A 24,157-nucleotide genomic window follows, 5' to 3' on the forward strand; every position below is an offset into this window, starting at 1 on the left:
CTTGTGGGGTGAGGAGCGGTCGGCCGCAGGCCGATTGATCGGCAACGATTTGTCGATCAAAGCGACGAACGGTGGCCGACAACGAGCCGTGAGCATGGCGAACGGCGAGGCAGGAGGTCGGATGAGGGGTCTGCGCCACCCAAAACCGCCCTCGTGGTTCGAGGCTGCGCCTCCGCTTCGCTGCGGCTTCGCACCTCACCATGAGGGCTACGGGTGCGGCCCGCTTCGGCTGTAGCTCCCCGAGCTGGCGTCTGAGCGAGCCCAAAGCCCGGCGCCCACGTCTCCGCCCTCATCCTGAGGTGCGCAACCTCTCAGCCCTCATCCTGAGGTGCAGAGCGCAGCGGAGCCTCGAAGGACGAGGGCAAGCCCCATTCGCCCCACAATTTTCTCCACCAATCTATCCACACCCCCAACCACCGCCCCCATACTCCCGGCGCCCAACCAACGGAGGCGGCGATGGACGGAACTGCGGCAATCGAGGCGAACCGGGCGGCACTCATCCGCATTGTCGCCATGCTGGTCGAGATGGCCGGGCTGGCCGCACCCTCCACCTCCCCCTTGATGGGGGAGGTCGCGACGCAGTCGCGGGAGGGGGTGACCTTGAGGTCGCAACCCCCACCCGACGCTTCGCGTCGACCTCCCCACAAGGGGGAGGTAGAGCTCAGTGCGACCCTCCCCCGCGTGCTCTGGCGCGCGATCCTGGCCCTGCTGCGCCCGGCCGAATCGGCCGCCCGCCGCCTCATCATCGCCGCCGCAAAGGGCCTGACCGTGCCCCCGCCACGCCCGCGCCAGCCCAAACCCCGGGCGAAGCCGATCGAACCGCTCCTTCGCCGCCTCGGCATCGCCGTGATGATGGCGCCAGCCAATGCCACCCGCGACGGCATATCCTCCCCTGCAAAGCGAATCCCCGCCTTCCCCCTCTTCGATCCTCCGCGCCGGCTCGCCCTTTACGGCGAGCGTCGCCGCACCGTGCCCCCGCACGCCGCCCCGCGCATTGTCGTGCCCGGCGTGACCGAACCCGCACCGCTTCCGCCGCCACCTTCCTCCGACGACCTCATCAGCGCCACGCGCTTGACCCAGCGCCTCGCAGCCCTTGCCGCGGCGCTTGACGATCTCCCCGGCCAGGCCAGGCGCTTCGCCCGCTGGCAAGCGCGCCGCGACGCCCGCCGCCTCTCGCCCATCCGCCGCGTGCCACCCGGCGGCAGGCTTTACCGCTACGATCCTTCGATCACCCATCCCCCCAACATCCGCGAGATCGACGAGATCCTGGCGCATGCCCATTCGCTGGCGCTCCACGCGCTGGAGACCCCCGACACGTCGTGAGGCATCGCAGCGTCATTCATCTCGCGCGCAAACCAGCCGGACGAAAAAAGGGCCGTGCTGGCTCCGCGCCCGCACGACCCTTGTTCATGTCGATGGCTTCGAGGAAAAAACCTACCTCAGATCGTCGTCTTCGTCCGCGTCGGGCGTGCTCGACTTCAACGAGGACAGTTTCGCGAAGACGGCATCCGCGTCGAGCTCGGCTTCCTCGCCGGCCGAAGACGGCGACTCGACCTGAAGGCCCTCGGTCTGGGACGCGGGAAGAAGCGTGTCGCCGGTGGGCTGCGCCGGCAGCCCGCGATCGGCCTTCTGGACTTCCATGTCGAGGTCGATCTGCGAGCACAGGCCGAGCGTCACCGGGTCCTGGGGCAGCAGGGCCGACATGTTCCAGTGGGTGCGGTTGCGGATCTGGTCGATGGTCGACTTGGTGGTGCCCACCAGGCGCGAGATCTGCGCGTCCTTGAGTTCCGGGTGATGGCGCACCAGCCACAGGATTGCGTTGGGGCGCTCCTGGCGCTTGGAAAGCGGCGTGTAGCGGGGACCCTTGCGCTTGGTCTCGGGAACGCGGACCTTCGGCTCGGAGAGCTTCAGCTTGTGGTTGGGGTTGGCCTCGGCGCGCGCGATCTCGTCCCGGGAGAGCTGGCCGGTCATGATCGGGTCCATGCCCTTGATGCCCTGGGCCGATTCGCCGTCGGCGATGGCGCTGACCTCGAGCGGGTGCAGCTTGCAGAACTCCGCGATCTGGTCGAAGGTCAGGGCGGTGTTGTCGACGAGCCAGACGGCGGTCGCCTTCGGCATCAGAAGCGTTTTCGACATTTCAAGCATATCCTCTTGCTCGCCCGCGTCCCTGGCGCAGGCGGTGGGCAGGGCCACCGGATTTTTGGGAATTCGTGGCCTCTATACCGTCATTCGCGCGGCTTCGCAACGCAAAGACAGCGACGCTCTGCTTGACGAGCGCATCAAAGTGCGGCGACGAAATCGTAGATCAGTTTCAGGGCCAGAAGGGACAGGAAGATGAGGATCGCCCTGTCGAAGGCGTCCTTGGAAAAGCGCTTGGCCAGCATGTTGCCGACCGGCATTGCCGCAATCAGCGGCACAAGAGCGGCCACGCTCAGCGCCATCTCGAACCAGGAGGCGATCCCCAGGAAAGCCAGCGTCGGGATCTGCAGCACGGTCATGGCGGCGAACAGGGTCGAGACCGTCGAGATGAAGGTGGCGCGCTCCAGCCGCATGGCGTTCAGGTAGGAGAGCGAGATCGGTGCCGAGACGCCCGAGGCACCCTGCAGCATGCCGGCCGAAAAACCGATCGGGATGCTCAGCTTGAGACCCTTCACGTAGGACAGGATCCAGTTCGGGTTGAGCAGACGGGTGCCGACATAGCCGAACACCGCAGCCGCGACGATCAGGCCCAGAAGATGCGTCGGCAGCGCCCACAGGACGAAGGTGCCGACCGAGGTTCCGATCGCGGCTGCGAGCGCGAACCGGACGAGGAATTCGGTGGGCAGCCGGGCACCGCGAAACTGCCAGGCCTGCCAGAGATTGGTCAAAAGGTTCGGCATCATCATCACGACGACTGCCAGCCGCACGTCGAAGATCATGGCCATGGCGGGGACGGCCAGGATCGGCGCGCCGGCCCCGGTCGCGCCCTTCAATATGCCGCCGCCTGCCAGGCAGGCGACGATGATTGCAAGCTGCCAGAATTCCATGAAGAGCGGTATTCCTGTGATCGGGAAGGGGCGATACGCGGATCGCACCCTATTCCCTTCACATATGAACTATTCTGCCGGCCAGTGCCAAGCCGCGATTTTTGTCGTTCCACACCGCAGGCATCATCCCACGTCGAGCACGATCTTGCCGATATGCTCGCCTTCCTCCATCCGCTCATGGGCACGCCAGGCTTCCTTGAGCGGAAAGATCATGTCCATGACGGGCGCGACCTTGCGCTCGGTCAGGAGAGGCCAGACCTTGGCTTCCAGCTCGGCGGCGAGCGCGGCCTTGAACTCGACCGATCGCGGCCGCAGGGTGGATCCGGTATGGGTCAGCCGCTTGACCATGAGCTTGGCGCAATTGGCCTCGGCGGTCGCCCCGCCCAGCGTCGCGATCTGGACGATGCGTCCGTCCACGGCTGCGGCGTCGTAGTTGCGGGCAACGTAGTCCCCGCCGACCATGTCGAGAATCACGTCGGCGCCCTTGCCGTCGGTGGCCGACTTCACGGCCGCCACGAAATCCTCCTCGCGATAATTGATCGCGCGGTGGGCGCCGAGCTCGACGCAGCGCTCGCACTTCTCGGCCGATCCGGCCGTGGTCAGGACCGTGGCGCCGAACTGGCTGGCCAGCTGGATGGCCGCCGTGCCGATGCCAGACGAGCCGCCATGAACCAGCAGCGTCTCGCCTTCCTGCAGGCCGCCGCGCTGGAAGACATTGTGCCACACGGTGAAGAAGGTCTCGGGGATCGCCGCGGCTTCGGTGAAGGTGAAGCCATGCGGCAACGGCAGCACGTTGGTTTCGTGAACGAGGCAGAACTCCGCGTAGCCGCCGCCGGGTGTGAGCGCCGTCACGCGATCGCCGACGCGCCAGCGCCTGACGCCCGCGCCCAGCGCAGCGACTTCGCCCGCGGCTTCCAGGCCCGGAAGATCAGAGGCGCCGGGCGGCGGCGGGTAGCTGCCCTTGCGCTGGGCCACGTCGGGCCGGTTCACCCCCGCGGCGCGCACGCGGATCAGGATCTCGCCAGGGCCGGGGGCGGGGAGCGGACGCCGTTCCGGCTTGAGGACGAGGGGCCCGCCCGGCTCCGTGATGGCTATCACCGTCATCTTGTCGGGAAGGGGGGGCGAATCGCTCATGCGCTAAAGCTCCTGGAGTTCTCGATCGGAAAGTCTGGGCGGTTTGCCACCCGTGCCCCATTCTATGTAACGTCGGGCGACGATCTGACAAAGCGAGGGACGCAATCATGGGCATTTTCGACGATGAACCCGTCAAGCCTTCGAATGTTCACACGGTCGGGCAGGACATTTCGCTTCTTTCGGTCGACGAGATTCGGCACCGTATCGAGCTGTTGAGGTCCGAAATCGGTCGTTTGGAGGCCGAACTCACCGCCAAAGGGGCGACGAAGGACGCCGCGGAGGCCTTCTTTCGTCGCATGTGAGCGCAAATGAATGCGCGAATGTCGCTCGGGCGCCTCCGATTTGCCTGAATCGGGCTATTGTCCGGCGCCTTTACGAACCCGATTCTAAAGAGCCATTTCATGCTGTCCTCCCTCCGTCCGATCTTCGCGCTCCTGTGCGGAACCGCCTTCCTGCTTGCGGCTTCCGGCCTGCATGGCTTGCTCCTGCCGTTGCGCGGTCAGGCGGAGGAATTTTCGACCACCTCGCTCGGCCTCCTGGGCACGGCGTGGGCGATGGGATTCGTGGTCGGCTGCTTCCTGTGTCCGCGTCTGGTGCGCCGGGCCGGGCACATCCGTTCGTTTGCGGCGCTGGCCGCCACGGCGGCCATCGTCGCGCTGGCGAGCGGGCTGTGGATCGGCGAAATTGGCTGGATCATCCTGCGCGCCTTCACGGGCTTTGCCATGGCCGGCGCCTTCATGATCATCGAGAGCTGGCTGAACGAGCGCGCGACCAACGAGAATCGCGGCACGGTCTTCGGCCTCTACATGATGGTCACCTACGCCGCGATCATGGCCGGGCAGATGTCGGTGGCCTTCGCCGATGTCACCACCGGGACGCTGTTCCTGCTCGCGGGCATACTGTTCTGCGCCTCGCTCATTCCAACCGCGGTGTCTTCGGCGATCTCGCCCCAGCCGCTGGCCGATGTGTCGCTGGATCTGAAGAAGCTCTTCGCCAATTCGCCGGTCGCCTTCCTGGGGTGCTTTCTCGTGGGTGCCGCAAACGGCGCCTGGGGAACGCTCGGCCCGGTTTATGGCTCGCGTATCGGCATCTCCAATTTCGAGATCGCGCTGATGATGAGCGTGGTCGTGCTGGCGGGCGCGGCGGCACAGCTTCCCGTCGGCCGTTTCTCCGACCGCATGGATCGGCGCATCGTGCTTGCGGCCGCCGCGCTCGGCTCGGCGTTTTTCGCCCTCATCATCTTCGCTGCCGCGCCGCGCGACGGCACGACCATCATCGTCCTGACGGGCATGTACGGCGCTCTTGCCTACACGCTCTATTCGATCGCGGTGGCGCACGCCAACGACCATGCCGATCCGACCGAATTCGTGAAGGTCTCGGGCGGCCTGCTTGTTCTATATGGCTTCGGCACGATGGTCGGCCCGGTCGTGGGTGCCTTTCTCATGGACCGGCTGCGGCCGGAGAGCATCTTCCTGGCCACCGCGCTGCCGCATGTCGCGCTTTGTGCCTACGCCGCCTGGCGTATGCAGCGTCGCGCCCCCGTTCCCATCGACGAGCGCGAGGATTTCAAGACCATTCCCGCCGAGCGCGCGCTGACGCCGCAGGGCAGCCTTCTCGATCCGCGCGCGGAGGCCGAACAGGAGAGTTGAGATTCGGTGCGCATTGCGCGAATAATGGCGTCATGAGCCAGCTCGACGCCTTCGCCGCGATCTCTGATCCGCACCGGCGCTACCTCCTCGAAGAGCTTCGCCGGGAGCCGCGCACCGTGGGCGAACTGGCTAGAGGACTTCCGGTGTCGCGGCCGGCCGTCTCGCAGCATCTCAAGGTGTTGCTGGATTGCGGTCTTGTCAGCGTGGAATCGAAAGGGACGAGGCGGATCTACGCGATCTCGAACGCGGGATTCCTGAAGCTCAATCTCTGGGTTGATCAGTTCTGGTCGGACTGACCCTGCGGGTCCTCGGCGGCGTTCGCGGAGGATACGATTCCAACCGTTCAGGGGGAGGGCCAGTGAGAAAGCCTCGGCAGGCTCACGTCCTGGAACGCGAGCCCTGCCGGACAGCCGGGCCGTCAGGCCCGGCCATGGGCTGAAGTGATCTGTCAGTGGCGCGTGGGGCTCGCCTGCAATCGCGATATCTCATCCTTGATCGCCAGCTTGCGCCGCTTGAGCCGGACCAGTTCGAGATCGTCGGTCGATGGATGGTTCAACGCCTCGTTGATCTCCCGTTCAAGATCGCCGTGCTTGCGCTGCAATTCCTCAAGGTGGGATGCAATTGACATCGTCGGGCTCTCCCTTCTTGCCTCGTAAATACCGTTTCCGCCACGGCCGATTCGCCGTCGCAGTGTGACGGTAGAATGACAGTGTGCCATCCTGATGGCATCGTGTCGAACAACGAGTGGTAGCATTTCCTGACAAGGTGAAATGTGGTACGAAGGACGCATAATTGCCGGGACTCCCGAGCCATGCGGCAGGCGGGTTTCGGCGCGTCGAATGCCTTCAGCAGATGGTGAGCATGTCTGATCAGGAACAGGCCGAAGTCCGGCTCGCCTATGCGCGCATAAAGCAGGAACATGCGGATTACGATGCCGCCATCGAGGCGATGAAGGCCGTGGGCTGCGATACCCTGCAGATCCAGCGGATGAAGAAGAAGAAGCTGGTTCTCAAGGACAAGCTCCGCCAGATCGAAGACAGCATGATCCCCGACATCATCGCCTGAGCCGTGCGCGCGCCGCCGGTCTTGCCGTCAGGCGCCATTTGCCTTAATCGCCGGGCACCTCAACCGAAGGCCGATCCATGACCGCGTCGCATCCCCCCGTCGCCATCATCATGGGCAGTCAGTCCGACTGGCCGACCATGCGCCATGCCGCCGAAACGCTCGACGCACTGGCGATAAGTTATGACGCGCGTATCGTGTCGGCCCACCGCACGCCCGACAGGCTGTTCGAATTCGCCAAGGGTGCCGAGGCTGCGGGCTTCAAAATCATCATCGCCGGGGCAGGGGGCGCGGCACATCTGCCGGGCATGGCCGCTTCCATGACGATATTGCCCGTCTTCGGCGTTCCCGTGGAATCCAAGGCTCTTTCGGGCCAGGATTCTCTGCTGTCGATCGTGCAGATGCCGGGTGGCGTGCCGGTCGGGACACTCGCGATCGGCAAGGCCGGCGCCATCAACGCCGCGCTTCTGGCCGCACAGGTGCTGGCACTCGGGGATGCCGGGCTCGCAGACCGCTTGAAGGACTGGCGCGCCAGGCAGACGGCCAGCGTCGCCGAACGCCCCGTGGACCAGCCATGAACTCGCCTCTCGCGTCTGGCGCGACCATCGGCATCGTGGGTGGCGGCCAGCTCGGCCGGATGCTGGCCATGGCTGCGGCGCGGCTGGGTTTCCGGACGATCGTGCTCGAGCCGCAAGCCGACTGCCCTGCTGCCCAGGTCGCCAATGCCCACATCGCCGCTGCCTATGACGATGTCGATGCGCTGGCCGAACTCGCCCGGCGCTGCGATGTCGTGACCTATGAGTTCGAGAACGTGCCGATCGATGCAGCCGCGAGCTTGGCCAACGGGCCTGTTCCGCTCCACCCGCCAGCGCGCGCGCTCGAGGTCTCTCAGGACAGACTCACGGAAAAGACCTTTCTTAATGGCATCGGCATCGCAACCGCGGGGTTTCGACCGGTCGATGGCGAAGCGGAGGCGCGCGCGGCGCTCCAGGCCCTTGGTGGCGCGGGCATTCTGAAGACGCGGCGCCTGGGCTATGACGGCAAGGGCCAGGCGCGTCTTTCACCGGACGAGGATGCCGCCGTGGCCTTCAGACAGCTTGGCGGTGTCCCGGCGATCCTGGAAGCGCTGGTCGATTTCCATTGCGAGATATCGGTTGTCGCCGCGCGCGACGGGAAGGGAAATCTCGCGGCCTTCGAGCCCGCTCGAAACGTCCATCGCGATGGAATCCTTCGCGTGTCCAGCCTGCCTTCCGGCGTCGCGCTCGCCACCGAGGACATGGCGCGTGCCGCCGCCTTCCGCATTCTGGAAGCGCTCGACTATGTCGGGGTGATGGGCGTGGAATTCTTCGTCATGCGCGATGGCGCAGTGCTGGTGAACGAGATCGCACCGCGCGTGCATAATTCCGGTCACTGGACGGAGGCGGCCTGTGCTGTGAACCAGTTCGAGCAGCATGTGCGGGCAATCTGTGGCCTGCCGCTCGGCTCGACGGCGCGCCATTCCGACTGCGTGATGGAGAACCTGATCGGCGACGACGTCGCCCGCTGCGCCGAACTTCTCGGCGAGCCGGGTGTCGTGCTGCATCTGTACGGCAAGGCTGAGGCGCGCCCGGGCCGCAAGATGGGCCATTTCACGCGGCTCGCTGTGCGCTGAGACCAGCCACCGGCCTGGCTCGCCGGGCCTGTGGAAACGCTGCCAGCGCCTGCTTGGCGGTTGACAGCATGGGCCCCTTCGACTATCTCCCCCGCAACCGGCGCGCTTGATGGCGTGTCATTGTGTTTGGCCCGGGTAGGGCGACAGGAACATTCGGGCAGGACCAATGAAGATCAAGAACTCGCTCAAGGCGCTGAAGGCCCGTCACCGCGAATGCCGCATGGTGCGTCGCAAGGGCCGCGTCTACATCATCAACAAGGCTGATCCGCGCTATAAGGCCCGTCAGGGCTGAAGCGCACTTCGCCTTCACGTCTATTTCACTTCCAGTACGGCATGGGCGGGACTAATCTCCCGCCCATGCGCTTTTTGTCGATTCTCTGGCTGTCATTCCTGATCGGCATCTCCGCCGCGGTTCCGGCTGCCCATGCGCAGCAGAGGCACTCGACGCCGGTCGCCATTCCCACAGACCGCGCTGAACGGGTCGAGGAACTTTTCTCCGAACTCAGGCGCGCCCGCAACGAAGCTTCGGCGCAGCGGATAGCCAACCGCATCTGGCGTGAGTGGTTTCGCTCCGGCAGCGCCTCGATCGACTTCCTGATGCAGCGGGCGGATGCCGCGATGAAGGCGCGCAACCACGATGCAGCCCTGGATCTCCTCGACCAGGTCGTGACGCTGGCGCCCGAATATGCCGAGGGCTGGAATCGTCGGGCGACGGTCCACTTCATGATGGAGGACTATGCGAAGTCGATGTCGGACATCGAGAGGACCTTGCGCCTTGAGCCCCGGCATTTCGGTGCGCTTGGCGGAATGGCTCGCATCCTGAAGCAGAGCGGCCGCAAGGAGCTCGCGCTTGAAGCCTATATGCGCGTGCTCGACGTCTACCCGATGCTGCGCAGCGCGCAGTCCGAGGTAGGGGAGTTATCGGAGGAACTTGCGGGGCAGGGCATCTAACTGCCGTCGAGACGCGTAATATCCTGATCGCGCCTCCACACTCCAGCACTCCGAACCCCCATGCATCTGCTACTTGCCGCTATCGGATTCATCGTTGCCCTTGCGGCCGCCCTCTTCGGCGTGAGCCGGGTCGGCGCCCATCTGATCGAAGCCCGCAACCCGCCTGTCGGACAGTTCGCAACGGTCGCCGACACCCGGCTTCACCATGTTCATGTACCCGCCAGCGGAGAGGCCGACCTGCCGCCCGTCGTCTTCATTCACGGCGCCAGCGGAAATCTGCTCGACCAGATGGTGCCCATCCGTCCGCTTCTCGAAGGAAGGTCCGAGATGCTTTTTGTCGACCGCCCCGGTCACGGATGGTCGGACCGCGGAGGACCGGCGAATGCCACGCCGTCCGGCCAGGCCGCGGCCATTGCCGCGCTCATGGAGGCGTATGGCATGGAGGACGCGATCGTGGTGGGCCACTCGTTCGGCGGAGCCATCGCGGCTGCCTTCGCCCTCGATCATCCCGAGAAGACGCGCGGGCTCGTGTTCCTTTCCGCCGCGACGCATCCATGGCCGGGCGCAGGCACGTCCTGGTACTATGAGGTCGCGGCCACGCCGATCCTCGGTCATCTGTTTGCCGAGACCCTGGCCTGGCCCGGGGGCGCGTTGCGCATGCGCCAGGCCTCGGCCTGCGTGTTCTCGCCCAACCCGCTTTCCGAAGGCTATCTCAAGGATGCCGCGATCGAACTGGTGCTGCGCCCGCGCAGCTTCCGCGCCAATGCCATCGACGTTGCGGGCCTCTATGACCATGTCGTGGAGATGGCCCCGCGCTACGGCGAGATCGCCGCGCCCACCGTGGTGATCACCGGCGATCACGATACGGTCGTCTTTGAAGAAATCCACTCAAGGGGGCTGGCCCGCGACATCCCGGGTGCCGAGTTGGTCTGGATCGAGAATATGGGACACAAGCCGGACTGGACCGCGCCCGACCTCGTGCTGGCCGCGATCGAGAAAGTCGCAGGCCGCGACAGGGATCTCCAGGCTGTAGCCGCCCAGATCGAGGCACGGGTTTCCACCGATGCGCATGGGCCCCTGGATGCCTGCCCCGTTGAACGCCCGACGGAAGGGGTTAGCTCCTGAAGCCGCGGCCGGCGGGCATCCAGCTGAATTCCAGACCGCTCAGATGCCGCCCTGGCCCTTCGTATCGACATAGGCGATGCGCAGCATGTTGGTCGCCCCCGGCGTGCGCAAAGGGACGCCCGCCGTCACGATGACCCGTTCTCCATCCTGCGCGAAGCCTTCTTCGACGGCGATGCGGCAGGCGCGATTGACGACGTCGTCGAGGTCCGTCGCGTCATCCGTCACCACGCAATGCGTTCCCCAAAGCAGCGACAGCCGCCGGGCCGTCGCGACGACGGGAGACAGCGCAATGATGGGAACTTGCGGCCGTTCGCGGGCGGCGCGTATGCCGGTCGTGCCGGAACCGGTGTAGCAAATGATGGCGGCCAGCTTGAGCGTCTCGGCGATCTGGCGCGCGGCCAGCGAAATCGCGTCGGCACCGGTCGGCTCGGGCTCGGAACGCTGGGCGTTGATGATCGAGGGATAATTCGGATCGCGCTCGACCTGACGGGCGATGCGATCCATCATCGCGACCGCCTCCACGGGATAGCTGCCGGCTGCCGATTCCGCCGACAGCATGACGGCGTCCGCGCCTTCGAAGACGGCGATCGAGACGTCGGATACCTCGGCGCGCGTCGGCACTGGCGCGCTGATCATGGATTCCAGCATCTGCGTGGCGATGACGACGGGCTTGCCGGCCTTGCGGGCGGCGCGCGTGATCTGCTTCTGGATACCGGGTACGGCTTCCAGCGGCATCTCCACGCCCAGGTCGCCTCTGGCGACCATCAGCGCGTCGGAGAGTTCGATGATCTCATCGAGGCGGTGGACAGCCTGGGGCTTTTCGATCTTGGACATGATGCCCGCGCGCCCGCGGGCGATCTTGCGTACTTCGGCCAGATCGTCCGGCCGCTGAACGAAGGACAGTGCGATCCAGTCGACATCGGCGGCAAGGGCAGCGTCGAGATCCTTGCGATCCTTGTCGGTAAGTGCGCCGACGGGCAAATCGGTGTCTGGAAGGCTGATGCCCTTGCGATCCGAGATCTTCGTTCCGGAGATGACCTTCGCGCGGATCGATTTGCCGTCGCAGGCGATCGCCTCCATTTGCAGGCGTCCGTCATCGATCAGCAACCGGTGACCGGGCTCCACCGATTTGAGGATCTCTGGATGCGGCAGCTGCACGCGGGTCGAGTCGCCCGGCGCCGGGTTGCTGTCGAAAGTGAATTCCTGGCCGGCCACCATCTCCTGCGCACCGTCGGCAAATGCGCCGACACGCAGCTTGGGCCCTTGCAGATCGGCCAGGATACCGATGGCTCGCCCCAGATCCTTCTCGACCGTTCGGATGCGTTCGATCAGCGTGCGCATCAAGTCATGGTTGGTGTGACTCATATTGATGCGAAAAACATCTGCGCCCGCTTCGAACAGGCGCCTGATCACTGCTTCATCTGATGATGCAGGCCCCAGCGTGGCCAGGATTTTTACCTTGCGGCTACGTCTCATCGAGTCCCCGTTCCCGTGATGGAGGCGCCGGGTGGGGGCCCCTCATCGGTCAATTGCACCATCCAGCTGGATTGGTCGCCGGTGTCGTATTCCTGGAAGCCCGCGCGCTGGAAGCCGCGCGCGAAGCAATCGCTCGTCCCGGCGATCTTGAACTCCCGGTCGGACACGCACATCGACACCGGGCCTTCCCAGCGGCCGCCCCGTTCCGCGTCTTCTGCATAGAGATAGTAATATCTTGATGACAGCGGCCCTTCGATGAGCGTCTTGCAGGAAGATGCCTCTACGTGCCACCAGCCTTCGCTCAGCCAGCCCGCCTGTGCCCGATAGCCGATCGCGACGCCGACAAGCGACTGCGTCGCGTTGCAGACGCGAAAATCGGCATGGACAATGCCGGTTGCCGCGAACGAAGCGACGGTGGCGATCCCGAGCGCTCCCAGTAGTGACGCAATGCGCGTACGCGGCGCCAAGGATGACATGGCGGGGCCTTTCGCCTGAAGACAAATCAGCATTCTCTTCCCCCCTTTTCAAAGAAGCGCGCACGCATGTCAACGCGAGCAGCAGCCGGATAAAGCGGCTGTCCGACCGGTCGGTTCGATTGACGCAAAGATTGACCAAATGGCGGCATTGCGCTGGCTATCGCTTCGTGGAAGACAGGAATCTCCGCCCTGCAATACAAATCGAGAGCTTTCCGGAATGACCCGTACGGCGCTGTTTTCACCGTTCCATATGATCGACGGGGACAGGACGCGCGGAATGATTCTCATTGCCGACCATGCGCGACGCGACCTGCCGGACGAATACGCTTCGCTGGGCCTTCCGGCCGCCGAATTCGATCGGCACATCGCCTACGACATCGGTGTGGAGCCGGTCACGACCGGGCTTGCCCAGATGCTCGGCGTGCCGGCCATTATGGCAACCTATTCGCGCCTCCTGATCGATCCCAACAGGGGTGAGGACGATCCCACACTCATTCGCCAGCTCTATGACGGCACGATCGTGCCGGGCAATTACCCCATGCCGCCGGCCGAGCGCGAGAAGCGGCTCGCAGCCTTTCATAGGCCCTATCACGACGCGGTTTCCTCGCTGGTGAAGTCTGTGGCGACGGCCAGCGGAAAGTCGCCCTTCATCGTATCCGTTCATTCCTTCACGCCCTCGATGCAGGGCATCGCGCGCCCATGGCACGCAGGGATCCTCTGGGACAGCGACGCCCGTGCCGCGCACTTGCTGATCGAGAGACTGTCCGCCGAAGTTGGGCTCGTGGTTGGTGACAACGAACCCTATGACGGTGCCCTGCGCGGGGATACGATGTTCCGTCATGCCATTGCCAATGGCTACGCTCATGCCTTGATCGAGATCCGTCAGGATCTCATTGCCGAGGAGAGGGGCGTTGCCGAATGGGTCGAGCGGCTGGGTCCGATCCTTGAAGAGATCGATGCCATGCCCGAGATACATGAGGTTCGCCGGTTCGGTTCGCGAACGGGCTCATTGGATTGACTGGAGGATGACATGACCGATCTTTCGCCCGACCAGCAGCGAGACCTGGAAGCCGCAGCCTTTCGTCGGCTCGTGGCGCATCTGCGAGAACGGGGCGACGTGCAGAACATCGACATGATGAATCTCGCTGGTTTCTGCCGCAACTGCCTGTCGAACTGGTACCGCGAAGCGGCCGAGGAAAAGGGGCTGGCGCTGTCCAAGGACGAATCGCGCGAGATCGTCTACGGCATGCCGTACGAGGAGTGGCGCGCGCAGAACCAGCGGGAAGCCAGTTCCGATCAACTCAAGGCATTTGAGGAAAACCGTCCGAAGGACCATTGACCGAGAGAGCCGGCTGGGGCAACGAAGCGGGCCAGCGGCCGCGTCCGCGCCGGCCCGCCCTTTCCTAATAATAATCGTTTCCGGAGTGCCCAGATGGCCGACGATATCACCCAGGAATCCTCACAGACCGTGGCCGCCGGCCAGCTTCGCGCCTTCATCGAGCGAATCGAGCGTCTCGAGGAAGAGAAGAAGACCATCTCCGATGACATCAAGGAGGTCTTTGCCGAGGCAAAGGGCAACGGCTTTGACGTGAAGGCGATGCGCACGATCATCCGTCTGCGCAAGAAGGAACAGGCCGAGCGCGAAGAAGAAGAAGCAATGCTCGACCTCTATATGGCCGCTCTCGGCATGGTCTGAGCGTCGCAACGGATGGGAACAGGCGGCATAAGCCGTTTGTCCCCGCTGCATTTTCCGCCGATTCCAGTCGCTGGGTGATCTCATGGAACTGTGGATTCCCATCACCCTCGCCGCGGCATTCCTACAGAATTTGCGTTCGACGGCGCAAAAGCATCTGAAGGGGGTGATGGGCACGACCGGCGCGACTTTCGTGCGATTCGGTTTCGGACTGCCTTTTGCCGCGCTCTTTCTCCTGTCGCTGCATCATGTCTGGGCGTTTCCTTATCCTCAGCCGGGCGCACCTTTTGTGTTTTGGGTCGTCGTCGGCGCGCTGACCCAGATCGCAGCGACCTTTCTGCTCATTCATCTCTTTTCCTTCCGCAATTTCGCGGTTGGCACCGCCTATTCGCGAACCGAGCCGGTGCAGGCGGCTGTTTTCGGCCTGCTGTTCCTGGGCGAGTTCGCGGGTGCTGGCGGCCTCGTGGCGATCGCCATCACGGTTGTCGGCGTCATGCTGATCTCGGTTTCCCAGATCTCGCTGAGCTGGCGCAATCTCGCGGTGTCGCTTGTCAGCCGCAACGCGCTGATCGGGCTTGCCTCGGGCACGCTCTTTGGCATCGCGGCGGTTGCCTATCGCGCGGCATCGCTCTCTCTGGGCGGGCCCAATTTCATGATGCAGGCAGCCACGACGCTCTTCTTCACGATTCTCCTGCAGAGCGTCGTCATGCTGGGCTGGATGTTGTGGCGCGATCCGTTGGAGCTTCGCCGCATCGGCGCCGCGTGGAAGCCGTCGCTCTTCACCGGCTTCGTCGGGGCGACGGCTTCGTTCGGATGGTTTGCAGCCATGACGCTTCAGCAGGCGGCGATCGTCAAGGCGCTGGCGCAGGTCGAGATGATCTTCGCCTTTGCTTCCTCGGTCTTCTTCTTTCGTGAACGGATCAATGCCACGGAGATCGCGGGCTGCCTGCTGATCGTGGCCGGCATCATCGCGCTCGTCCTCATCGGCTGATTAGCGGATGTATTGGGGGCGAAACCGGAAGCGCGATCGAGCTTCTTGCGGCAGGTGTCGGTTGAGCCGGCGGTTGGCGGCGCCGAATAGCCAGATGATGGCCAGCGTCAGGCCGATGAAATAGACCGCCACGATCGGGTAGCTGATGAAAGGATTGAAGGTCTGGTCGGCGAAATAGCGCGCGTAATAAAGGGCGTCGCCAGATTGCTGCCATGCCGGAAAGCCGGAAAAGAAGACCAGCGTCGTGGCATGGGTGAGAAAGATCGCCTCGTTGGTGTAGGAGGGCCAGGCTAGCCTCAGCATCGTTGGCCAAACGATCCGGCGAAAACGTGCCCAGCCACTCATGCCGTATGCGTCGGCCGCTTCTAGGTCGCCACGCGGAATCGCACGCAGCGCGCCGTAGAAAATCTCGGCCGTGTAGGCCGAAGTATTGAGCCAAAGGACCACGAGAGCGCCGGCCCAGGCGCGCGTCAGCCAGCGGGTCTCGGCGGTGATCTCTACGAAAAACAGGTTGATCACGAAGCCGGCGCGGGGCAGCAGCACGAAGGCCTCGTAGGCGAAAAAGAACTGGATGAAGAGCGGCGAACCGCGGAACAGGAAGATGAAAGCTGCGGCTGGTCTCTGCAAAACCGCCCTTTCCGAAAACTTTCCGAGTGCAAGCGCCGTGGCAAGAAAGAAACCCGCGACAAGCGACACAACCGCAAGATACACGTTCCACATCAGGCCAGAAGCAATCAGGGCAAACTGATCGCAGAGCGTGATGTCCAGCCCGCGTGGCAGAAGCGGCTGCCCGAATTCGCGCCCCAGCGCGCGAAGGAAGTACCCTTCGAAGGATTCCCAGCAGGTTCTCATAGACCTGCCTTTCGCATCCGTTCGCCGCCGGCTGTTGCCTGGCCAACGCTCAGCCGCCCCATCAATCGTTCGAAGCCGAACTGGCTGACCCACGTCAGCAGCAGGTAGAAGATGAGAACGACCAGGAAGTACCAGACGCGCCAGTCCGGATGGGGATAGGTATAGAGCGACGTCTTGGCGCCGCCCAATTCACGTGCCCAGAACACGATGTCCTGGATGCCGAGCAGGAAGAGCAGCGGCGTCGCCTTGATGAGAATCATCCAGAGATTGGAGAGGCCGGGCAGGGCATAAACCCACATCTGCGGCAGCAGTACACGCCGGAAGGCCTGTCCCCGCGTCATTCCGTAGGCCTCGGCCGTCTCAATTTGAGCCTTCGGCACCGCCTCCATCGCGCCACGCAGCGTGTTGGCGGCGAACGCTCCAAAGACGAGGGCAAAGGCCAAGAGTGCGAGACCGAAGGCATAGAAGTCATGCACCCACGACGGGGACGTCGATAGGGGTACCTTGGCGGCGGGGCAGACCAGGAAGTCGTTTCCGCGCCGGATCGGGAGGTCCCAGTCCGGGCATCGGATCTGGTGCATCAGAAATTCAAGGCTTTGGTCGACGGCGATGGGGACGAACAGGAAGAAGACGATGTCCGGCACACCCCGTACCATGGATGTGTATCCGGCACCGAACCACCTGAGCGGGGCGTAGCGGGATCGCTGAGCAAGTGCGCCGCCGAAGCCCAGCAGCAGGGAGGCTGGCGCCGCGAGCAAGATCAGGACGATGACGACGACAAAGGACCAGTAGAACGCGAGATGCGTCCCGCTCGTGAGGTAGCAGGCAAACCACTGCCACTGCGGCAGCGCGGAGGGATCGGCGCAAAAAGCGAACATGGCAGCTATCTAGAAGGGCGGCGCGTACGCGCCGCCCTATGTGGTCATCAATCGAAGAGCGGCATCTCTTCGCCGAACCACTTCACGATGAGTTCATTGAGCGAACCGTCCTCCTTCATCTCGGAGATGATGGAGTTGAACGTTTCACGCAACTCGTCGTCGGACTGACGGACGCCCATGCCGATACCGTCCCCGAGCAGCAGGGGATCGCCCAGGATTTCGAGTTCGCCACCGGATTCATCCACGATCGCCTGCAGGAACGCCCCGTCGGCGAGCACCGCGTCGGCCTCGCCCGACCTCACCGCTGCGATGGTCTCGTCAGGTGTCGGGAACTCGACCAGCGTCGCTTCTGTCTCTGCGACATGCGCGGCCTGGATCGTGTTGGATTGAGTGGTCACGATGCCGCTCTCGATCACCGAGGGATCGGTCCCTGCCAGCCCCACATACTGGGATGGTTCCGGCTGCAGATAGTTCTGCGTAAAGGCGATCACCTCCTGGCGGGCTTCCGTGATCGACATCCCAGCCATGATCGTGTCGTAGTTGCCGGCGACCAGATTGGGGATGATCGTATCCCAATCATTGATCACCCATTCGCAGTTAAGTTCGGCGCGCTCGCAAAGCATGTCGCCGAGCTCCCGCTCGAAGCCGTCCAACTCGTTATTGTCATTGATGAAATTATAGGGGGGATAGGCGCCCTCCGAGCCCATGCGCACGACGTCTTGCGCGATAGCCGACGTCGCCCCGAAAGCGAGTGCGGCAAGGGTAAGAGCCAGTTTTTTCATCGTGTTCTCCTCTTTGGTCTTTTCGTTTTCGTCACGCCACCGTGGCGCTGAGGAACCCCCTCAGACGTTCGGTCCTGGGATTGCCAAAAAGTGCCTCCGGCGGCCCCTCTTCGGCGATGCGCCCCTCATGCAGGAAGACCACATGATCCGAGAGATCGGCGGCAAGGCGCATGTCGTGGGTAACAAGGAGCATCGTGCGGCCTTCCTCGGCAAGAGCCCTGATGACCCGGACCACTTCCTGCTCCAGTTCCGGGTCGAGCGCGGAAGTCGGCTCGTCGAAGAGAAGCGCCCGGGGTTCCATGCAGAGCGCGCGGGCGATTGCGGCGCGCTGTTGCTGTCCGCCCGACATCTGGGCGGGATAGACGTCCGCCTTGTCGCCGATGCCCACCTTGTCGAGCAGCGTCCGGGCGCGGGCCTCAACTTCCTCGCGGTTCTGCTTCAGGACGGTGAGCGGCGCTTCCATCACGTTCTGAAGCACGGTCATGTGGGCCCAGAGATTGAATTGCTGGAACACCATGGCAAGGTTTGTGCGTATGCGCACGACCTGCTGACGATCGGCCGGGTGGCGATGCAATCCCGTGCCTCGCCAGATGACCGGTTCGCCTTCGAAAAGGATCTCTCCCTGCTGGCTGTCCTCCAGCAGGTTGCAGCATCGCAACAGTGTGGATTTGCCCGAACCGGAAGACCCGATGAGCGAGACCACATGGCCGCGCGGCGCGATCAGGTCGACTCCCTTCAACACCTCCAGCGTGCCGTAGCTCTTGTGGAGGTCACGAATCTCGATGACGGGGACGGACTCTGCTGCCACTGGGACCTTTCTGGCGGGCGTTCGTTTTTGACAATAGGGCCCAAAAAGGCGGCGGATGCAACGTCTTCGGGCTTTCCCCAAGGTTCGGGCAAAACTGCGGCAGGAAGGCTCGCACCGAAATGTCATGTGATTTCTGGAATACGCTTGCAAAAAAATGCAATCGACATTACTTGGCTGTGATCGGCGGAGCCACTTCCGCCAGAGACCTGGAGAACAAGCAATGCCTGGCAATGTCGGCACCACGGACCGGATCCTGCGCGTCGTGATAGGCGTCGCGCTCCTTTCGCTCTTCTTCCTCTTCGAGGGAGGATTGCGGCTGTTCGGCTTGATCGGCCTGATCCCGCTCATCACGGGCCTGCTCGGTTCCTGTCCGCTCTATTGTGCGGTCGGTGTCTCGACGCGGGCTCCGAAGGTCTCCGACCAGTAAACGAACGACGTCCCCACCTGCTCTCGGAGCGGGTTCGAGCGCTAGCGTTTTCAGGCCCCAGCCTGAGTCGCGAAATTTCTGAATCAGAGGAGTAACCCATGCCCCCCAAGCCTGAAGTCACCGGCTTTTTCGACAAGCGAACCTGGTCGGTCCAGTATGTGGTCGCCGATCCCGAAACGAAGAAGTGCGCCATAATCGACCCCGTGCTCGACTATGACGAGAAATCCGGACAGACGGCGACGATCCATGCCGACAACATCCTGAAATTCGTGAAGGAGAAGGGCTACGAGGTCGAGTGGATTCTGGACACCCACCCACATGCCGATCATTTCTCGGCAGCCGCCTATCTCAAGGAAAAGACCGGGGCGCCGACAGCGATCGGGGAGAAGGTGGTCGACGTCCAGAAGCTCTGGAAGGGCTTCTACAATTGGCCCGATTTTCCCGAAGACGGCTCGCAGTGGGACAAGCTCTTCGCGCACGGCGAGACCTTCAAGGTCGGCAGCATCCCCGCCCGCGTAATGTTCTCTCCTGGGCATACGCTTGCCTCGATCACCTATGTGATCGGCGACGCGGCCTTCGTTCACGATACGCTCTTCATGCCGGATTCCGGCACCGCGCGGGCCGATTTTCCCGGTGGCAGCGCGAAAGCGCTCTGGAAGTCAATTCAGGACATCCTGGCCCTGCCTGACGAGACCCGCATCTTCACGGGCCACGACTACCAGCCCGGCGGGCGTGAGCCGAAATGGGAATCGACCGTGGCTGAACAGAAGGCGGCCAACACCCACATGTCCAAATGCAGCACGGAAGAGGAATTCGTGAAGGTGCGCGAGGCCAGGGACAAGACGCTGCCGATGCCGAAACTGATCCTGCACGCCCTGCAGATCAACACCAATGCCGGCAGGCTTCCGGAGCCCGAGGCCAATGGCCGCCGCTATCTGAAGATTCCTCTCAATCTGCTCGAGGGAGCCGCCTGGGAAAAGGAATGAACGCGACCACACTCGGAAGACCTGCCGCTGAAATGAAGGAGAGGGTCGAAGAGGCCTCCTCCTTCATCAAGAAGCTGTCCAACCCGGATCGGCTCATGGTGGCGTGCGCGCTGGTCGATGGAGAGCGCTCGGTGCGGGAGTTGGAGGACTTGCTCAGCATCCGCCAACCGGGGCTTTCTCAACAACTCGCCGAACTGCGCCAAGCCGGCCTTATCGCCGGCCGAAAACAGGGGAAGCAGGTCTTCTACCGGCTGGCCGATCCGCGCGTGGAGGAGTTCATCTCCACAATGTATCGGCTCTTCTGCGAACCAAGCGACTAAAAACCAGGATATGACCATGACGGAATTCACTCCCCTCGCCTCTTTGATAGGCGGGGCAATGATCGGCCTTTCTTCCGTGCTGCTAATGGCTTGGGAAGGGCGTATCGCCGGTATCAGCGGCATCGCCGGTCGCCTCTTGCCACCCTATCGAGACAGCGCCTTTGCGTCCCGGTTCGGCTTTGTGATCGGTCTCGTGATTGCGCCTCTGATCTATCTTTCAACGCTCGGCGGGCCCGTGGAGCATACTGTATCGTCCAATGTCCCCCTGATGGTGGCGGCAGGCGCGATCGTCGGCTTCGGATCGGTGTGGGGCTACGGCTGCACCTCCGGGCACGGCGTTTGCGGACTCTCTCGCCTGTCAGCGCGCTCCATGGTTGCCACCGGTGTTTTCATGGCCGTCGCCTTCGTGACTGTCTTCTTCGTTCGCCATATCATCGGAGGCTGATGCCATGTCCTTTCTCGTCAATCTTGGCCTCGGCCTGCTCTTTGGTCTCGGTCTGGTGATCTCGGGCATGGCCAATCCGGCCAAGGTACTCAACTTCCTCGACCTCTTCGGGACCTGGGATCCATCGCTTGCCTTCGTGATGGGCGGTGCGGTCATCGTCGCGTTTTTCGGTTATCGACTGGTGCTAAGCCGTGGGTCTCCGGTCGTCGGCGAAACCTTCCACCTGCCCAACCGCAACGACATCGACCATCGGCTGATCGTCGGCCCCGCCCTGTTCGGCTTCGGCTGGGGTCTGGGCGGGTTCTGCCCTGGTCCTGCGCTCACGGCGCTGTCGTTCGGCGAGATCGGCACGCTGGTCTTCGTCCCTGCGATGATCGTCGGCATGTGGGCGGCACGCCTTCTGTCCGACGGCAATCTGTCACTGGCGGGCGTACGCGGCTGACCTGACACATCCGGAAAGAAAGACCGAGAAATGAACGGCTGGGCTCGTTACCTGCCTATCCTCGACTGGGGCCGCCGCTATGGCAGGGAGACGCTTTCGAGCGATCTTCTGGCGGCGGTCATTGTCACCATCATGCTGGTGCCCCAGTCACTGGCCTATGCCATGCTGGCTGGGCTTCCCCCGGAGGTCGGGCTTTACGCCTCGATCCTGCCTTTGGTCGCTTACGCGATTTTCGGCACGAGCCGCACGCTCGCCGTCGGTCCTGTCGCTGTCGTCTCGCTCATGACCGCCTCGGCGATCGGGGAAGTGGCGGCTCAGGGCACGACGGATTACCTGACGGCAGCCGTCATTCTCGCTCTTCTCTCAGGCGGGATGCTGGTGCTGATGGGGTTGTTCCGGCTGGGTTTCGTCGCGAACTTCCTTAGCCATCCGGTCATTTCCGGCTTCATCACCGCCGCCGGCCTGCTGATCGCGGCGGGTCAGTTGCGCCATGTCCTCGGGGTGAACGAGGGCAGCGGCCATCTTCACGAGATACTTGGTGGGCTCGCCGGCAGCATGGGGGCGGTCAATCCGTTCACGCTGGCCATCGGCGGCGGCGTTCTGGCTTTTCTCTATTTCGCGCGCATATGGCTGAAGCCGATGCTGCGTGCCATCGGTCTCGGCCCGCGCTTGGCCGACAGTTTCACCAAGGCTGGCCCGGTCTTTGCGGTCGCCGCCACCATCTGGATCGTCTCCAGTCTCGATCTGGGTGCCGAAGGAGTTTCCCTTGTGGGCGCCATTCCCTCCGGGCTCCCGCCGATCGGCCTGCCTTCGATCGATCTCGAGGTGGTGCGGGTTCTGATCGTCCCGGCCTTCCTCATCAGTCTGGTGGGCTTCGTGGAATCGGTTTCGGTTGCGCAAACACTTGCCTCGAAACGACGCCAGCGCATACAGCCTGACCAGGAACTGATCGGTCTCGGGGCAGCCAACATCGCGTCCGGCATCTCAGCCGGCTATCCGGTGACGGGTGGCTTCGCCCGATCGGTCGTGAACTTCGACGCGGGCGCTCAGACGCCAGCTGCCGGTGTCTTCACTGCCATCGGGATCGCGCTGGCCACACTCTTCCTGACCCCGTGGCTTGCCAATCTGCCGCAGGCGACACTTGCGGCGACGATCATCGTCGCGGTTCTGTCGCTGGTCGACCTGAAGGCCATCGGCCGCGTCTGGCGCTATTCCAAGGTCGACTTTTCGGCCATGGCAGTGACCATCGCCGGCACGCTCTTCATGGGCGTGGAAACCGGCATCGTGCTGGGGGTGGTGCTTTCGCTGTTGCTCCATCTCTACCGTTCCAGTCGGCCGCATGTCGCGGTCGTGGGACAGGTGCAGGGCACCGAGCATTTCCGAAACATCGACCGGCACGCGGTCGAAACCCGGCCGGACCTTGTTACCATCCGTATCGACGAGAGCCTCTATTTCGCCAATTCGCGCTTTCTGGAGGACAAGGTCGCAGCTCTCGTCGCCGAACGGCCCGAGGTCAGGCATGTCGTCCTGATGTGCTCGGCCATCAATGCGATCGACGCGAGCGCGCTGGCAAGCCTCGAGGAGATCAACCATCGCCTCTCCGACGCCGGCATCAAGCTGCATCTGAGCGAGGTCAAGGGCCCGGTCATGGACAGGCTGCAGCGGACGGATTTTCTCGACCATCTTTCAGGCCGGGTGTTCCTGTCGCAATACGAAGCCTTCTGCGAGGCCGCGAATGGCTGCACGGAGGACAGCGGGTCCGTCAGATGATCCCGGCGCCTCGTAGGCGGGAGCACTCAGCGTCGGTAAAACCCGCATCGGCCAGAATGGCATCAGTGTCGGCGCCGAGAGCCGGGGCCGGCCGTGCAGGCGCGTCGGTGCCCGCCACACGTACCGGATTGGAGACCAGGCGGAACGGTCCTGCCGTCGGGTGTTCGAGTGACTGGATCGAGGCCCGCTCTTCGAGGAACGGGTTGTCCAAGGCTTCCTGCAGATTGTTCACGGGTGCGGCAGGCACCTTGCCGCCAAAAAGCGCCAGCCATTCGGCGGTGGTCCTGGCCGATAGCGCCTCATCAAGGATTTCGAGCACCGTGTCGCGATTTTCCAGCCGCTCCCTGAAAGTCAGGAAGCGTGGATCATTTGCCAACTCCGGGCGACCGATCAGGTCGCACAGAATGGGCCAGAACTTCTCCTTGTTGCACATAAGGTAGATCCAGCCGTCGGCCGTCCTGTAGAGTTGGCAAGGAACCAGCGAAGGATGGCCCGACCGCGCGACGCGTTCCTGGACATGGCCCTTGTTGAGATACCAAGCCGAAAGATAGGACAGGTTGAAACAGGCGAGGTCAAAGAGCGAAATATCGATGTCGCAACCCTTGCCCGTCTCGCGCGCCTTCATGACCGCGCTGACGAGGGCGAAAGCCTGTCCGAGACCCGTCATCATGTCGACGATCGACAGACCCATGCGTGCGGGTGGCGTGTCGGCCTCCCCGGTCAGCGAGAAATACCCGGCCTCGGCCTGCATGAGGAAATCGTAGCCCGGCCAGTTGGCGCGCGAGCCCTCGCGGCCATAAGCCGACAGGAAGGCGCAGACGAGCTTCGGATTTGACTTCGAGAGCGTCTCGAAGGTGAGGCCGAGGCGCGCGGGCACGTCGCCGCGCAGATTGCAGGCGAGCGCATCGACCCTGGCCACGAGGCGCTCGAGCACCGCGCGCCCCTCCGGTTTGGTGATGTCCAGGGTTATGGAGCGTTTGTTGCGGTTGAAGGCCTGGAAGAAGAGGCTGGAATCGCTCGCGCCGTCCTCGGCCAGGAAATGCGGTCCCACCGAGCGGGCCATGTCGCCGCCATCATGGGGCGATTCGACCTTTATCACCTCAGCCCCGAGATCGGCCAGGAACTGCGTGCCGAACGGGCCGGCGCCGTATTGCTCGAAGGCGAGCACCTTCAGCCCGGAAAGCGGCAGTTGATCGGCTGCGTGTTCGGACAT

31 protein-coding genes are annotated in these 24,157 nt (G+C 63.6%); 20 read left to right on the plus strand and 11 right to left on the minus strand.

The window, feature by feature from the left end; genetic code table 11:
• Positions 1-456 precede the first annotated feature (456 nt).
• Complete coding sequence (locus GRZ55_RS12795) at positions 457-1,323, plus strand: hypothetical protein (protein WP_169287330.1); 867 nt, start codon at positions 457-459, stop codon at positions 1,321-1,323.
• Positions 1,324-1,434: 111 nt separating this feature from the next.
• Here GRZ55_RS12795 and GRZ55_RS12800 read toward each other — a convergent pair whose 3' ends face one another.
• The 3 genes from GRZ55_RS12800 to GRZ55_RS12810 form a co-directional block, all read right to left on the minus strand.
• Entirely contained in the window at positions 1,435-2,136 is a 702-nt protein-coding gene (locus tag GRZ55_RS12800) for a DUF1013 domain-containing protein (RefSeq protein WP_169287331.1), read from the minus strand.
• A gap of 143 nt (positions 2,137-2,279) precedes the next feature.
• Positions 2,280-3,026, minus strand: a complete 747-nt coding sequence (locus GRZ55_RS12805) for a sulfite exporter TauE/SafE family protein (RefSeq protein ID WP_169287332.1) — start codon at positions 3,024-3,026, stop codon at positions 2,280-2,282.
• Between the two features lie 123 nt (positions 3,027-3,149).
• The gene (locus tag GRZ55_RS12810) at positions 3,150-4,160 is read right to left on the minus strand and encodes an NAD(P)H-quinone oxidoreductase (protein WP_169287333.1); all 1,011 of its coding nucleotides are present in this window, start codon (positions 4,158-4,160) and stop codon (positions 3,150-3,152) included.
• A gap of 107 nt (positions 4,161-4,267) precedes the next feature.
• Here GRZ55_RS12810 and GRZ55_RS12815 point away from each other — a divergent pair, with 107 nt between their 5' ends.
• The 3 genes from GRZ55_RS12815 (at position 4,268) to GRZ55_RS12825 (ending at position 6,105) form a co-directional block, all read left to right on the plus strand.
• On the plus strand, positions 4,268-4,462 hold the full coding sequence (locus tag GRZ55_RS12815; protein WP_169287334.1) for a DUF1192 domain-containing protein: 195 nt from the start codon (positions 4,268-4,270) through the stop codon (positions 4,460-4,462).
• Between the two features lie 99 nt (positions 4,463-4,561).
• Entirely contained in the window at positions 4,562-5,809 is a 1,248-nt protein-coding gene (locus tag GRZ55_RS12820; RefSeq protein ID WP_169287335.1) for an MFS transporter, read from the plus strand.
• A gap of 32 nt (positions 5,810-5,841) precedes the next feature.
• Positions 5,842-6,105: a metalloregulator ArsR/SmtB family transcription factor gene (locus GRZ55_RS12825; protein WP_169287336.1), complete on the plus strand. Its 264-nt coding sequence runs from the start codon at positions 5,842-5,844 to the stop codon at positions 6,103-6,105.
• Positions 6,106-6,257: 152 nt separating this feature from the next.
• On the opposite strand, the gene GRZ55_RS12830 is transcribed toward GRZ55_RS12825, so the two are convergent.
• Complete coding sequence (locus GRZ55_RS12830) at positions 6,258-6,437, minus strand: YdcH family protein (RefSeq protein ID WP_169287337.1); 180 nt, start codon at positions 6,435-6,437, stop codon at positions 6,258-6,260.
• Positions 6,438-6,670: 233 nt separating this feature from the next.
• Between GRZ55_RS12830 and GRZ55_RS12835 the strand changes: the two genes are divergently transcribed.
• From GRZ55_RS12835 to GRZ55_RS12860, 6 genes are all read left to right on the plus strand, one after another.
• A complete protein-coding gene (locus tag GRZ55_RS12835) occupies positions 6,671-6,874 on the plus strand; it encodes a YdcH family protein (protein WP_169287338.1) in 204 nt (67 codons plus the stop codon).
• Between the two features lie 77 nt (positions 6,875-6,951).
• Entirely contained in the window at positions 6,952-7,449 is a 498-nt protein-coding gene (gene purE / locus GRZ55_RS12840) for a 5-(carboxyamino)imidazole ribonucleotide mutase (RefSeq protein WP_169287339.1), read from the plus strand.
• Positions 7,446-8,522, plus strand: a complete 1,077-nt coding sequence (locus tag GRZ55_RS12845; RefSeq protein ID WP_169287340.1) for a 5-(carboxyamino)imidazole ribonucleotide synthase — start codon at positions 7,446-7,448, stop codon at positions 8,520-8,522. The genes purE and GRZ55_RS12845 overlap by 4 nt, the downstream gene beginning before the upstream one ends.
• Positions 8,523-8,688: 166 nt before the next feature.
• On the plus strand, positions 8,689-8,814 hold the full coding sequence (gene ykgO, locus GRZ55_RS12850; protein WP_169287341.1) for a type B 50S ribosomal protein L36: 126 nt from the start codon (positions 8,689-8,691) through the stop codon (positions 8,812-8,814).
• A gap of 65 nt (positions 8,815-8,879) precedes the next feature.
• Positions 8,880-9,473, plus strand: coding sequence for a tetratricopeptide repeat protein (locus GRZ55_RS12855; RefSeq protein ID WP_169287342.1), 594 nt, complete (start codon positions 8,880-8,882; stop codon positions 9,471-9,473).
• A 60-nt stretch (positions 9,474-9,533) separates the two neighbouring features.
• The gene (locus GRZ55_RS12860; protein ID WP_169287343.1) at positions 9,534-10,598 is read left to right on the plus strand and encodes an alpha/beta fold hydrolase; all 1,065 of its coding nucleotides are present in this window, start codon (positions 9,534-9,536) and stop codon (positions 10,596-10,598) included.
• 39 nt (positions 10,599-10,637) lie between these two features.
• Here the strand turns inward: GRZ55_RS12860 and pyk are convergent, their stop codons facing one another.
• Entirely contained in the window at positions 10,638-12,074 is a 1,437-nt protein-coding gene (gene pyk / locus GRZ55_RS12865; RefSeq protein WP_169287344.1) for a pyruvate kinase, read from the minus strand.
• Positions 12,071-12,550, minus strand: coding sequence for a DUF1036 domain-containing protein (locus tag GRZ55_RS12870; RefSeq protein ID WP_169287345.1), 480 nt, complete (start codon positions 12,548-12,550; stop codon positions 12,071-12,073). The genes pyk and GRZ55_RS12870 overlap by 4 nt, the downstream gene beginning before the upstream one ends.
• Before the next feature lie 217 nt (positions 12,551-12,767).
• On the opposite strand from GRZ55_RS12870, the gene GRZ55_RS12875 reads away from it, so the two are divergent.
• The 4 genes from GRZ55_RS12875 (at position 12,768) to GRZ55_RS12890 (ending at position 15,234) form a co-directional block, all read left to right on the plus strand.
• Positions 12,768-13,568, plus strand: a complete 801-nt coding sequence (locus GRZ55_RS12875; RefSeq protein WP_169287346.1) for an N-formylglutamate amidohydrolase — start codon at positions 12,768-12,770, stop codon at positions 13,566-13,568.
• A 12-nt stretch (positions 13,569-13,580) separates the two neighbouring features.
• Complete coding sequence (locus GRZ55_RS12880) at positions 13,581-13,889, plus strand: DUF1244 domain-containing protein (RefSeq protein WP_169287347.1); 309 nt, start codon at positions 13,581-13,583, stop codon at positions 13,887-13,889.
• Between the two features lie 93 nt (positions 13,890-13,982).
• On the plus strand, positions 13,983-14,246 hold the full coding sequence (locus tag GRZ55_RS12885) for a DUF2312 domain-containing protein (RefSeq protein WP_169287348.1): 264 nt from the start codon (positions 13,983-13,985) through the stop codon (positions 14,244-14,246).
• A gap of 82 nt (positions 14,247-14,328) precedes the next feature.
• Positions 14,329-15,234: a DMT family transporter gene (locus tag GRZ55_RS12890; protein ID WP_169287349.1), complete on the plus strand. Its 906-nt coding sequence runs from the start codon at positions 14,329-14,331 to the stop codon at positions 15,232-15,234.
• On the opposite strand, the gene GRZ55_RS12895 is transcribed toward GRZ55_RS12890, so the two are convergent.
• The 4 genes from GRZ55_RS12895 to GRZ55_RS12910 are packed head-to-tail and all read right to left on the minus strand — an operon-like array spanning position 15,235 to position 18,554.
• Positions 15,235-16,086: an ABC transporter permease gene (locus GRZ55_RS12895; RefSeq protein ID WP_169287350.1), complete on the minus strand. Its 852-nt coding sequence runs from the start codon at positions 16,084-16,086 to the stop codon at positions 15,235-15,237. It abuts the gene before it with no gap.
• Positions 16,083-16,964 carry an ABC transporter permease gene (locus GRZ55_RS12900; protein ID WP_169287351.1) on the minus strand — a complete coding sequence of 294 codons (882 nt, stop codon included), beginning with the start codon at positions 16,962-16,964 and terminating at the stop codon, positions 16,083-16,085. The genes GRZ55_RS12895 and GRZ55_RS12900 overlap by 4 nt, the downstream gene beginning before the upstream one ends.
• A gap of 47 nt (positions 16,965-17,011) precedes the next feature.
• Positions 17,012-17,746 (minus strand): transporter substrate-binding domain-containing protein, encoded by a 735-nt coding sequence (locus GRZ55_RS12905; RefSeq protein WP_169287352.1) that lies wholly within the window; start codon positions 17,744-17,746, stop codon positions 17,012-17,014.
• 31 nt (positions 17,747-17,777) lie between these two features.
• Positions 17,778-18,554 (minus strand): ABC transporter ATP-binding protein, encoded by a 777-nt coding sequence (locus GRZ55_RS12910; protein WP_368856614.1) that lies wholly within the window; start codon positions 18,552-18,554, stop codon positions 17,778-17,780.
• A 220-nt stretch (positions 18,555-18,774) separates the two neighbouring features.
• Between GRZ55_RS12910 and GRZ55_RS12915 the strand changes: the two genes are divergently transcribed.
• The 6 genes from GRZ55_RS12915 (at position 18,775) to GRZ55_RS12940 (ending at position 22,944) form a co-directional block, all read left to right on the plus strand.
• The gene (locus tag GRZ55_RS12915) at positions 18,775-18,981 is read left to right on the plus strand and encodes a DUF2892 domain-containing protein (protein WP_169287353.1); all 207 of its coding nucleotides are present in this window, start codon (positions 18,775-18,777) and stop codon (positions 18,979-18,981) included.
• Positions 18,982-19,079: 98 nt separating this feature from the next.
• Positions 19,080-19,967: an MBL fold metallo-hydrolase gene (locus GRZ55_RS12920; RefSeq protein WP_169287354.1), complete on the plus strand. Its 888-nt coding sequence runs from the start codon at positions 19,080-19,082 to the stop codon at positions 19,965-19,967.
• Complete coding sequence (locus GRZ55_RS12925; RefSeq protein ID WP_169287355.1) at positions 19,964-20,287, plus strand: helix-turn-helix transcriptional regulator; 324 nt, start codon at positions 19,964-19,966, stop codon at positions 20,285-20,287. The genes GRZ55_RS12920 and GRZ55_RS12925 overlap by 4 nt, the downstream gene beginning before the upstream one ends.
• 16 nt (positions 20,288-20,303) lie before the next feature.
• Entirely contained in the window at positions 20,304-20,732 is a 429-nt protein-coding gene (locus GRZ55_RS12930; protein WP_169287533.1) for a YeeE/YedE family protein, read from the plus strand.
• Positions 20,733-20,736: 4 nt separating this feature from the next.
• Positions 20,737-21,174: a DUF6691 family protein gene (locus tag GRZ55_RS12935; RefSeq protein ID WP_169287356.1), complete on the plus strand. Its 438-nt coding sequence runs from the start codon at positions 20,737-20,739 to the stop codon at positions 21,172-21,174.
• A 30-nt stretch (positions 21,175-21,204) separates the two neighbouring features.
• Positions 21,205-22,944 (plus strand): SulP family inorganic anion transporter, encoded by a 1,740-nt coding sequence (locus tag GRZ55_RS12940; protein ID WP_169287357.1) that lies wholly within the window; start codon positions 21,205-21,207, stop codon positions 22,942-22,944.
• Here GRZ55_RS12940 and GRZ55_RS12945 read toward each other — a convergent pair.
• The gene (locus GRZ55_RS12945) at positions 22,937-24,157 is read right to left on the minus strand and encodes a CaiB/BaiF CoA-transferase family protein (protein ID WP_169287358.1); all 1,221 of its coding nucleotides are present in this window, start codon (positions 24,155-24,157) and stop codon (positions 22,937-22,939) included. The genes GRZ55_RS12940 and GRZ55_RS12945 overlap by 8 nt on opposite strands.

It is taken from the genome of Chelativorans sp. ZYF759 (genome assembly GCF_012911015.1).
In the GTDB taxonomy this organism is placed as follows: Bacteria; Pseudomonadota; Alphaproteobacteria; order Rhizobiales; family Rhizobiaceae; genus ZYF759.

Bases quoted from the DNA above. Each gene is read 5' to 3' on its own strand.
- GRZ55_RS12905 (WP_169287352.1), bottom strand. From the start codon at position 17,746: ATGAAAAAACTGGCTCTTACCCTTGCCGCACTCGCTTTCGGGGCGACG.
- GRZ55_RS12845 (WP_169287340.1), top strand. From the start codon at position 7,446: ATGAACTCGCCTCTCGCGTCTGGCGCGACCATCGGCATCGTGGGTGGC.
- GRZ55_RS12890 (WP_169287349.1), top strand. From the start codon at position 14,329: ATGGAACTGTGGATTCCCATCACCCTCGCCGCGGCATTCCTACAGAAT.
- GRZ55_RS12940 (WP_169287357.1), top strand. From the start codon at position 21,205: ATGAACGGCTGGGCTCGTTACCTGCCTATCCTCGACTGGGGCCGCCGC.
- GRZ55_RS12800 (WP_169287331.1), bottom strand. From the start codon at position 2,136: ATGTCGAAAACGCTTCTGATGCCGAAGGCGACCGCCGTCTGGCTCGTC.
- GRZ55_RS12795 (WP_169287330.1), top strand. From the start codon at position 457: ATGGACGGAACTGCGGCAATCGAGGCGAACCGGGCGGCACTCATCCGC.
- pyk (WP_169287344.1), bottom strand. From the start codon at position 12,074: ATGAGACGTAGCCGCAAGGTAAAAATCCTGGCCACGCTGGGGCCTGCA.
- GRZ55_RS12920 (WP_169287354.1), top strand. From the start codon at position 19,080: ATGCCCCCCAAGCCTGAAGTCACCGGCTTTTTCGACAAGCGAACCTGG.
- GRZ55_RS12815 (WP_169287334.1), top strand. From the start codon at position 4,268: ATGGGCATTTTCGACGATGAACCCGTCAAGCCTTCGAATGTTCACACG.
- GRZ55_RS12915 (WP_169287353.1), top strand. From the start codon at position 18,775: ATGCCTGGCAATGTCGGCACCACGGACCGGATCCTGCGCGTCGTGATA.
- GRZ55_RS12875 (WP_169287346.1), top strand. From the start codon at position 12,768: ATGACCCGTACGGCGCTGTTTTCACCGTTCCATATGATCGACGGGGAC.
- ykgO (WP_169287341.1), top strand. From the start codon at position 8,689: ATGAAGATCAAGAACTCGCTCAAGGCGCTGAAGGCCCGTCACCGCGAA.
- GRZ55_RS12830 (WP_169287337.1), bottom strand. From the start codon at position 6,437: ATGTCAATTGCATCCCACCTTGAGGAATTGCAGCGCAAGCACGGCGAT.
- GRZ55_RS12935 (WP_169287356.1), top strand. From the start codon at position 20,737: ATGTCCTTTCTCGTCAATCTTGGCCTCGGCCTGCTCTTTGGTCTCGGT.
- GRZ55_RS12835 (WP_169287338.1), top strand. From the start codon at position 6,671: ATGTCTGATCAGGAACAGGCCGAAGTCCGGCTCGCCTATGCGCGCATA.
- GRZ55_RS12805 (WP_169287332.1), bottom strand. From the start codon at position 3,026: ATGGAATTCTGGCAGCTTGCAATCATCGTCGCCTGCCTGGCAGGCGGC.
- GRZ55_RS12820 (WP_169287335.1), top strand. From the start codon at position 4,562: ATGCTGTCCTCCCTCCGTCCGATCTTCGCGCTCCTGTGCGGAACCGCC.
- GRZ55_RS12880 (WP_169287347.1), top strand. From the start codon at position 13,581: ATGACCGATCTTTCGCCCGACCAGCAGCGAGACCTGGAAGCCGCAGCC.
- GRZ55_RS12900 (WP_169287351.1), bottom strand. From the start codon at position 16,964: ATGTTCGCTTTTTGCGCCGATCCCTCCGCGCTGCCGCAGTGGCAGTGG.
- GRZ55_RS12895 (WP_169287350.1), bottom strand. From the start codon at position 16,086: ATGAGAACCTGCTGGGAATCCTTCGAAGGGTACTTCCTTCGCGCGCTG.
- purE (WP_169287339.1), top strand. From the start codon at position 6,952: ATGACCGCGTCGCATCCCCCCGTCGCCATCATCATGGGCAGTCAGTCC.
- GRZ55_RS12930 (WP_169287533.1), top strand. From the start codon at position 20,304: ATGACGGAATTCACTCCCCTCGCCTCTTTGATAGGCGGGGCAATGATC.
- GRZ55_RS12870 (WP_169287345.1), bottom strand. From the start codon at position 12,550: ATGTCATCCTTGGCGCCGCGTACGCGCATTGCGTCACTACTGGGAGCG.
- GRZ55_RS12825 (WP_169287336.1), top strand. From the start codon at position 5,842: ATGAGCCAGCTCGACGCCTTCGCCGCGATCTCTGATCCGCACCGGCGC.
- GRZ55_RS12855 (WP_169287342.1), top strand. From the start codon at position 8,880: ATGCGCTTTTTGTCGATTCTCTGGCTGTCATTCCTGATCGGCATCTCC.
- GRZ55_RS12925 (WP_169287355.1), top strand. From the start codon at position 19,964: ATGAACGCGACCACACTCGGAAGACCTGCCGCTGAAATGAAGGAGAGG.
- GRZ55_RS12860 (WP_169287343.1), top strand. From the start codon at position 9,534: ATGCATCTGCTACTTGCCGCTATCGGATTCATCGTTGCCCTTGCGGCC.
- GRZ55_RS12810 (WP_169287333.1), bottom strand. From the start codon at position 4,160: ATGAGCGATTCGCCCCCCCTTCCCGACAAGATGACGGTGATAGCCATC.
- GRZ55_RS12885 (WP_169287348.1), top strand. From the start codon at position 13,983: ATGGCCGACGATATCACCCAGGAATCCTCACAGACCGTGGCCGCCGGC.
- GRZ55_RS12945 (WP_169287358.1), bottom strand. From the start codon at position 24,157: ATGTCCGAACACGCAGCCGATCAACTGCCGCTTTCCGGGCTGAAGGTG.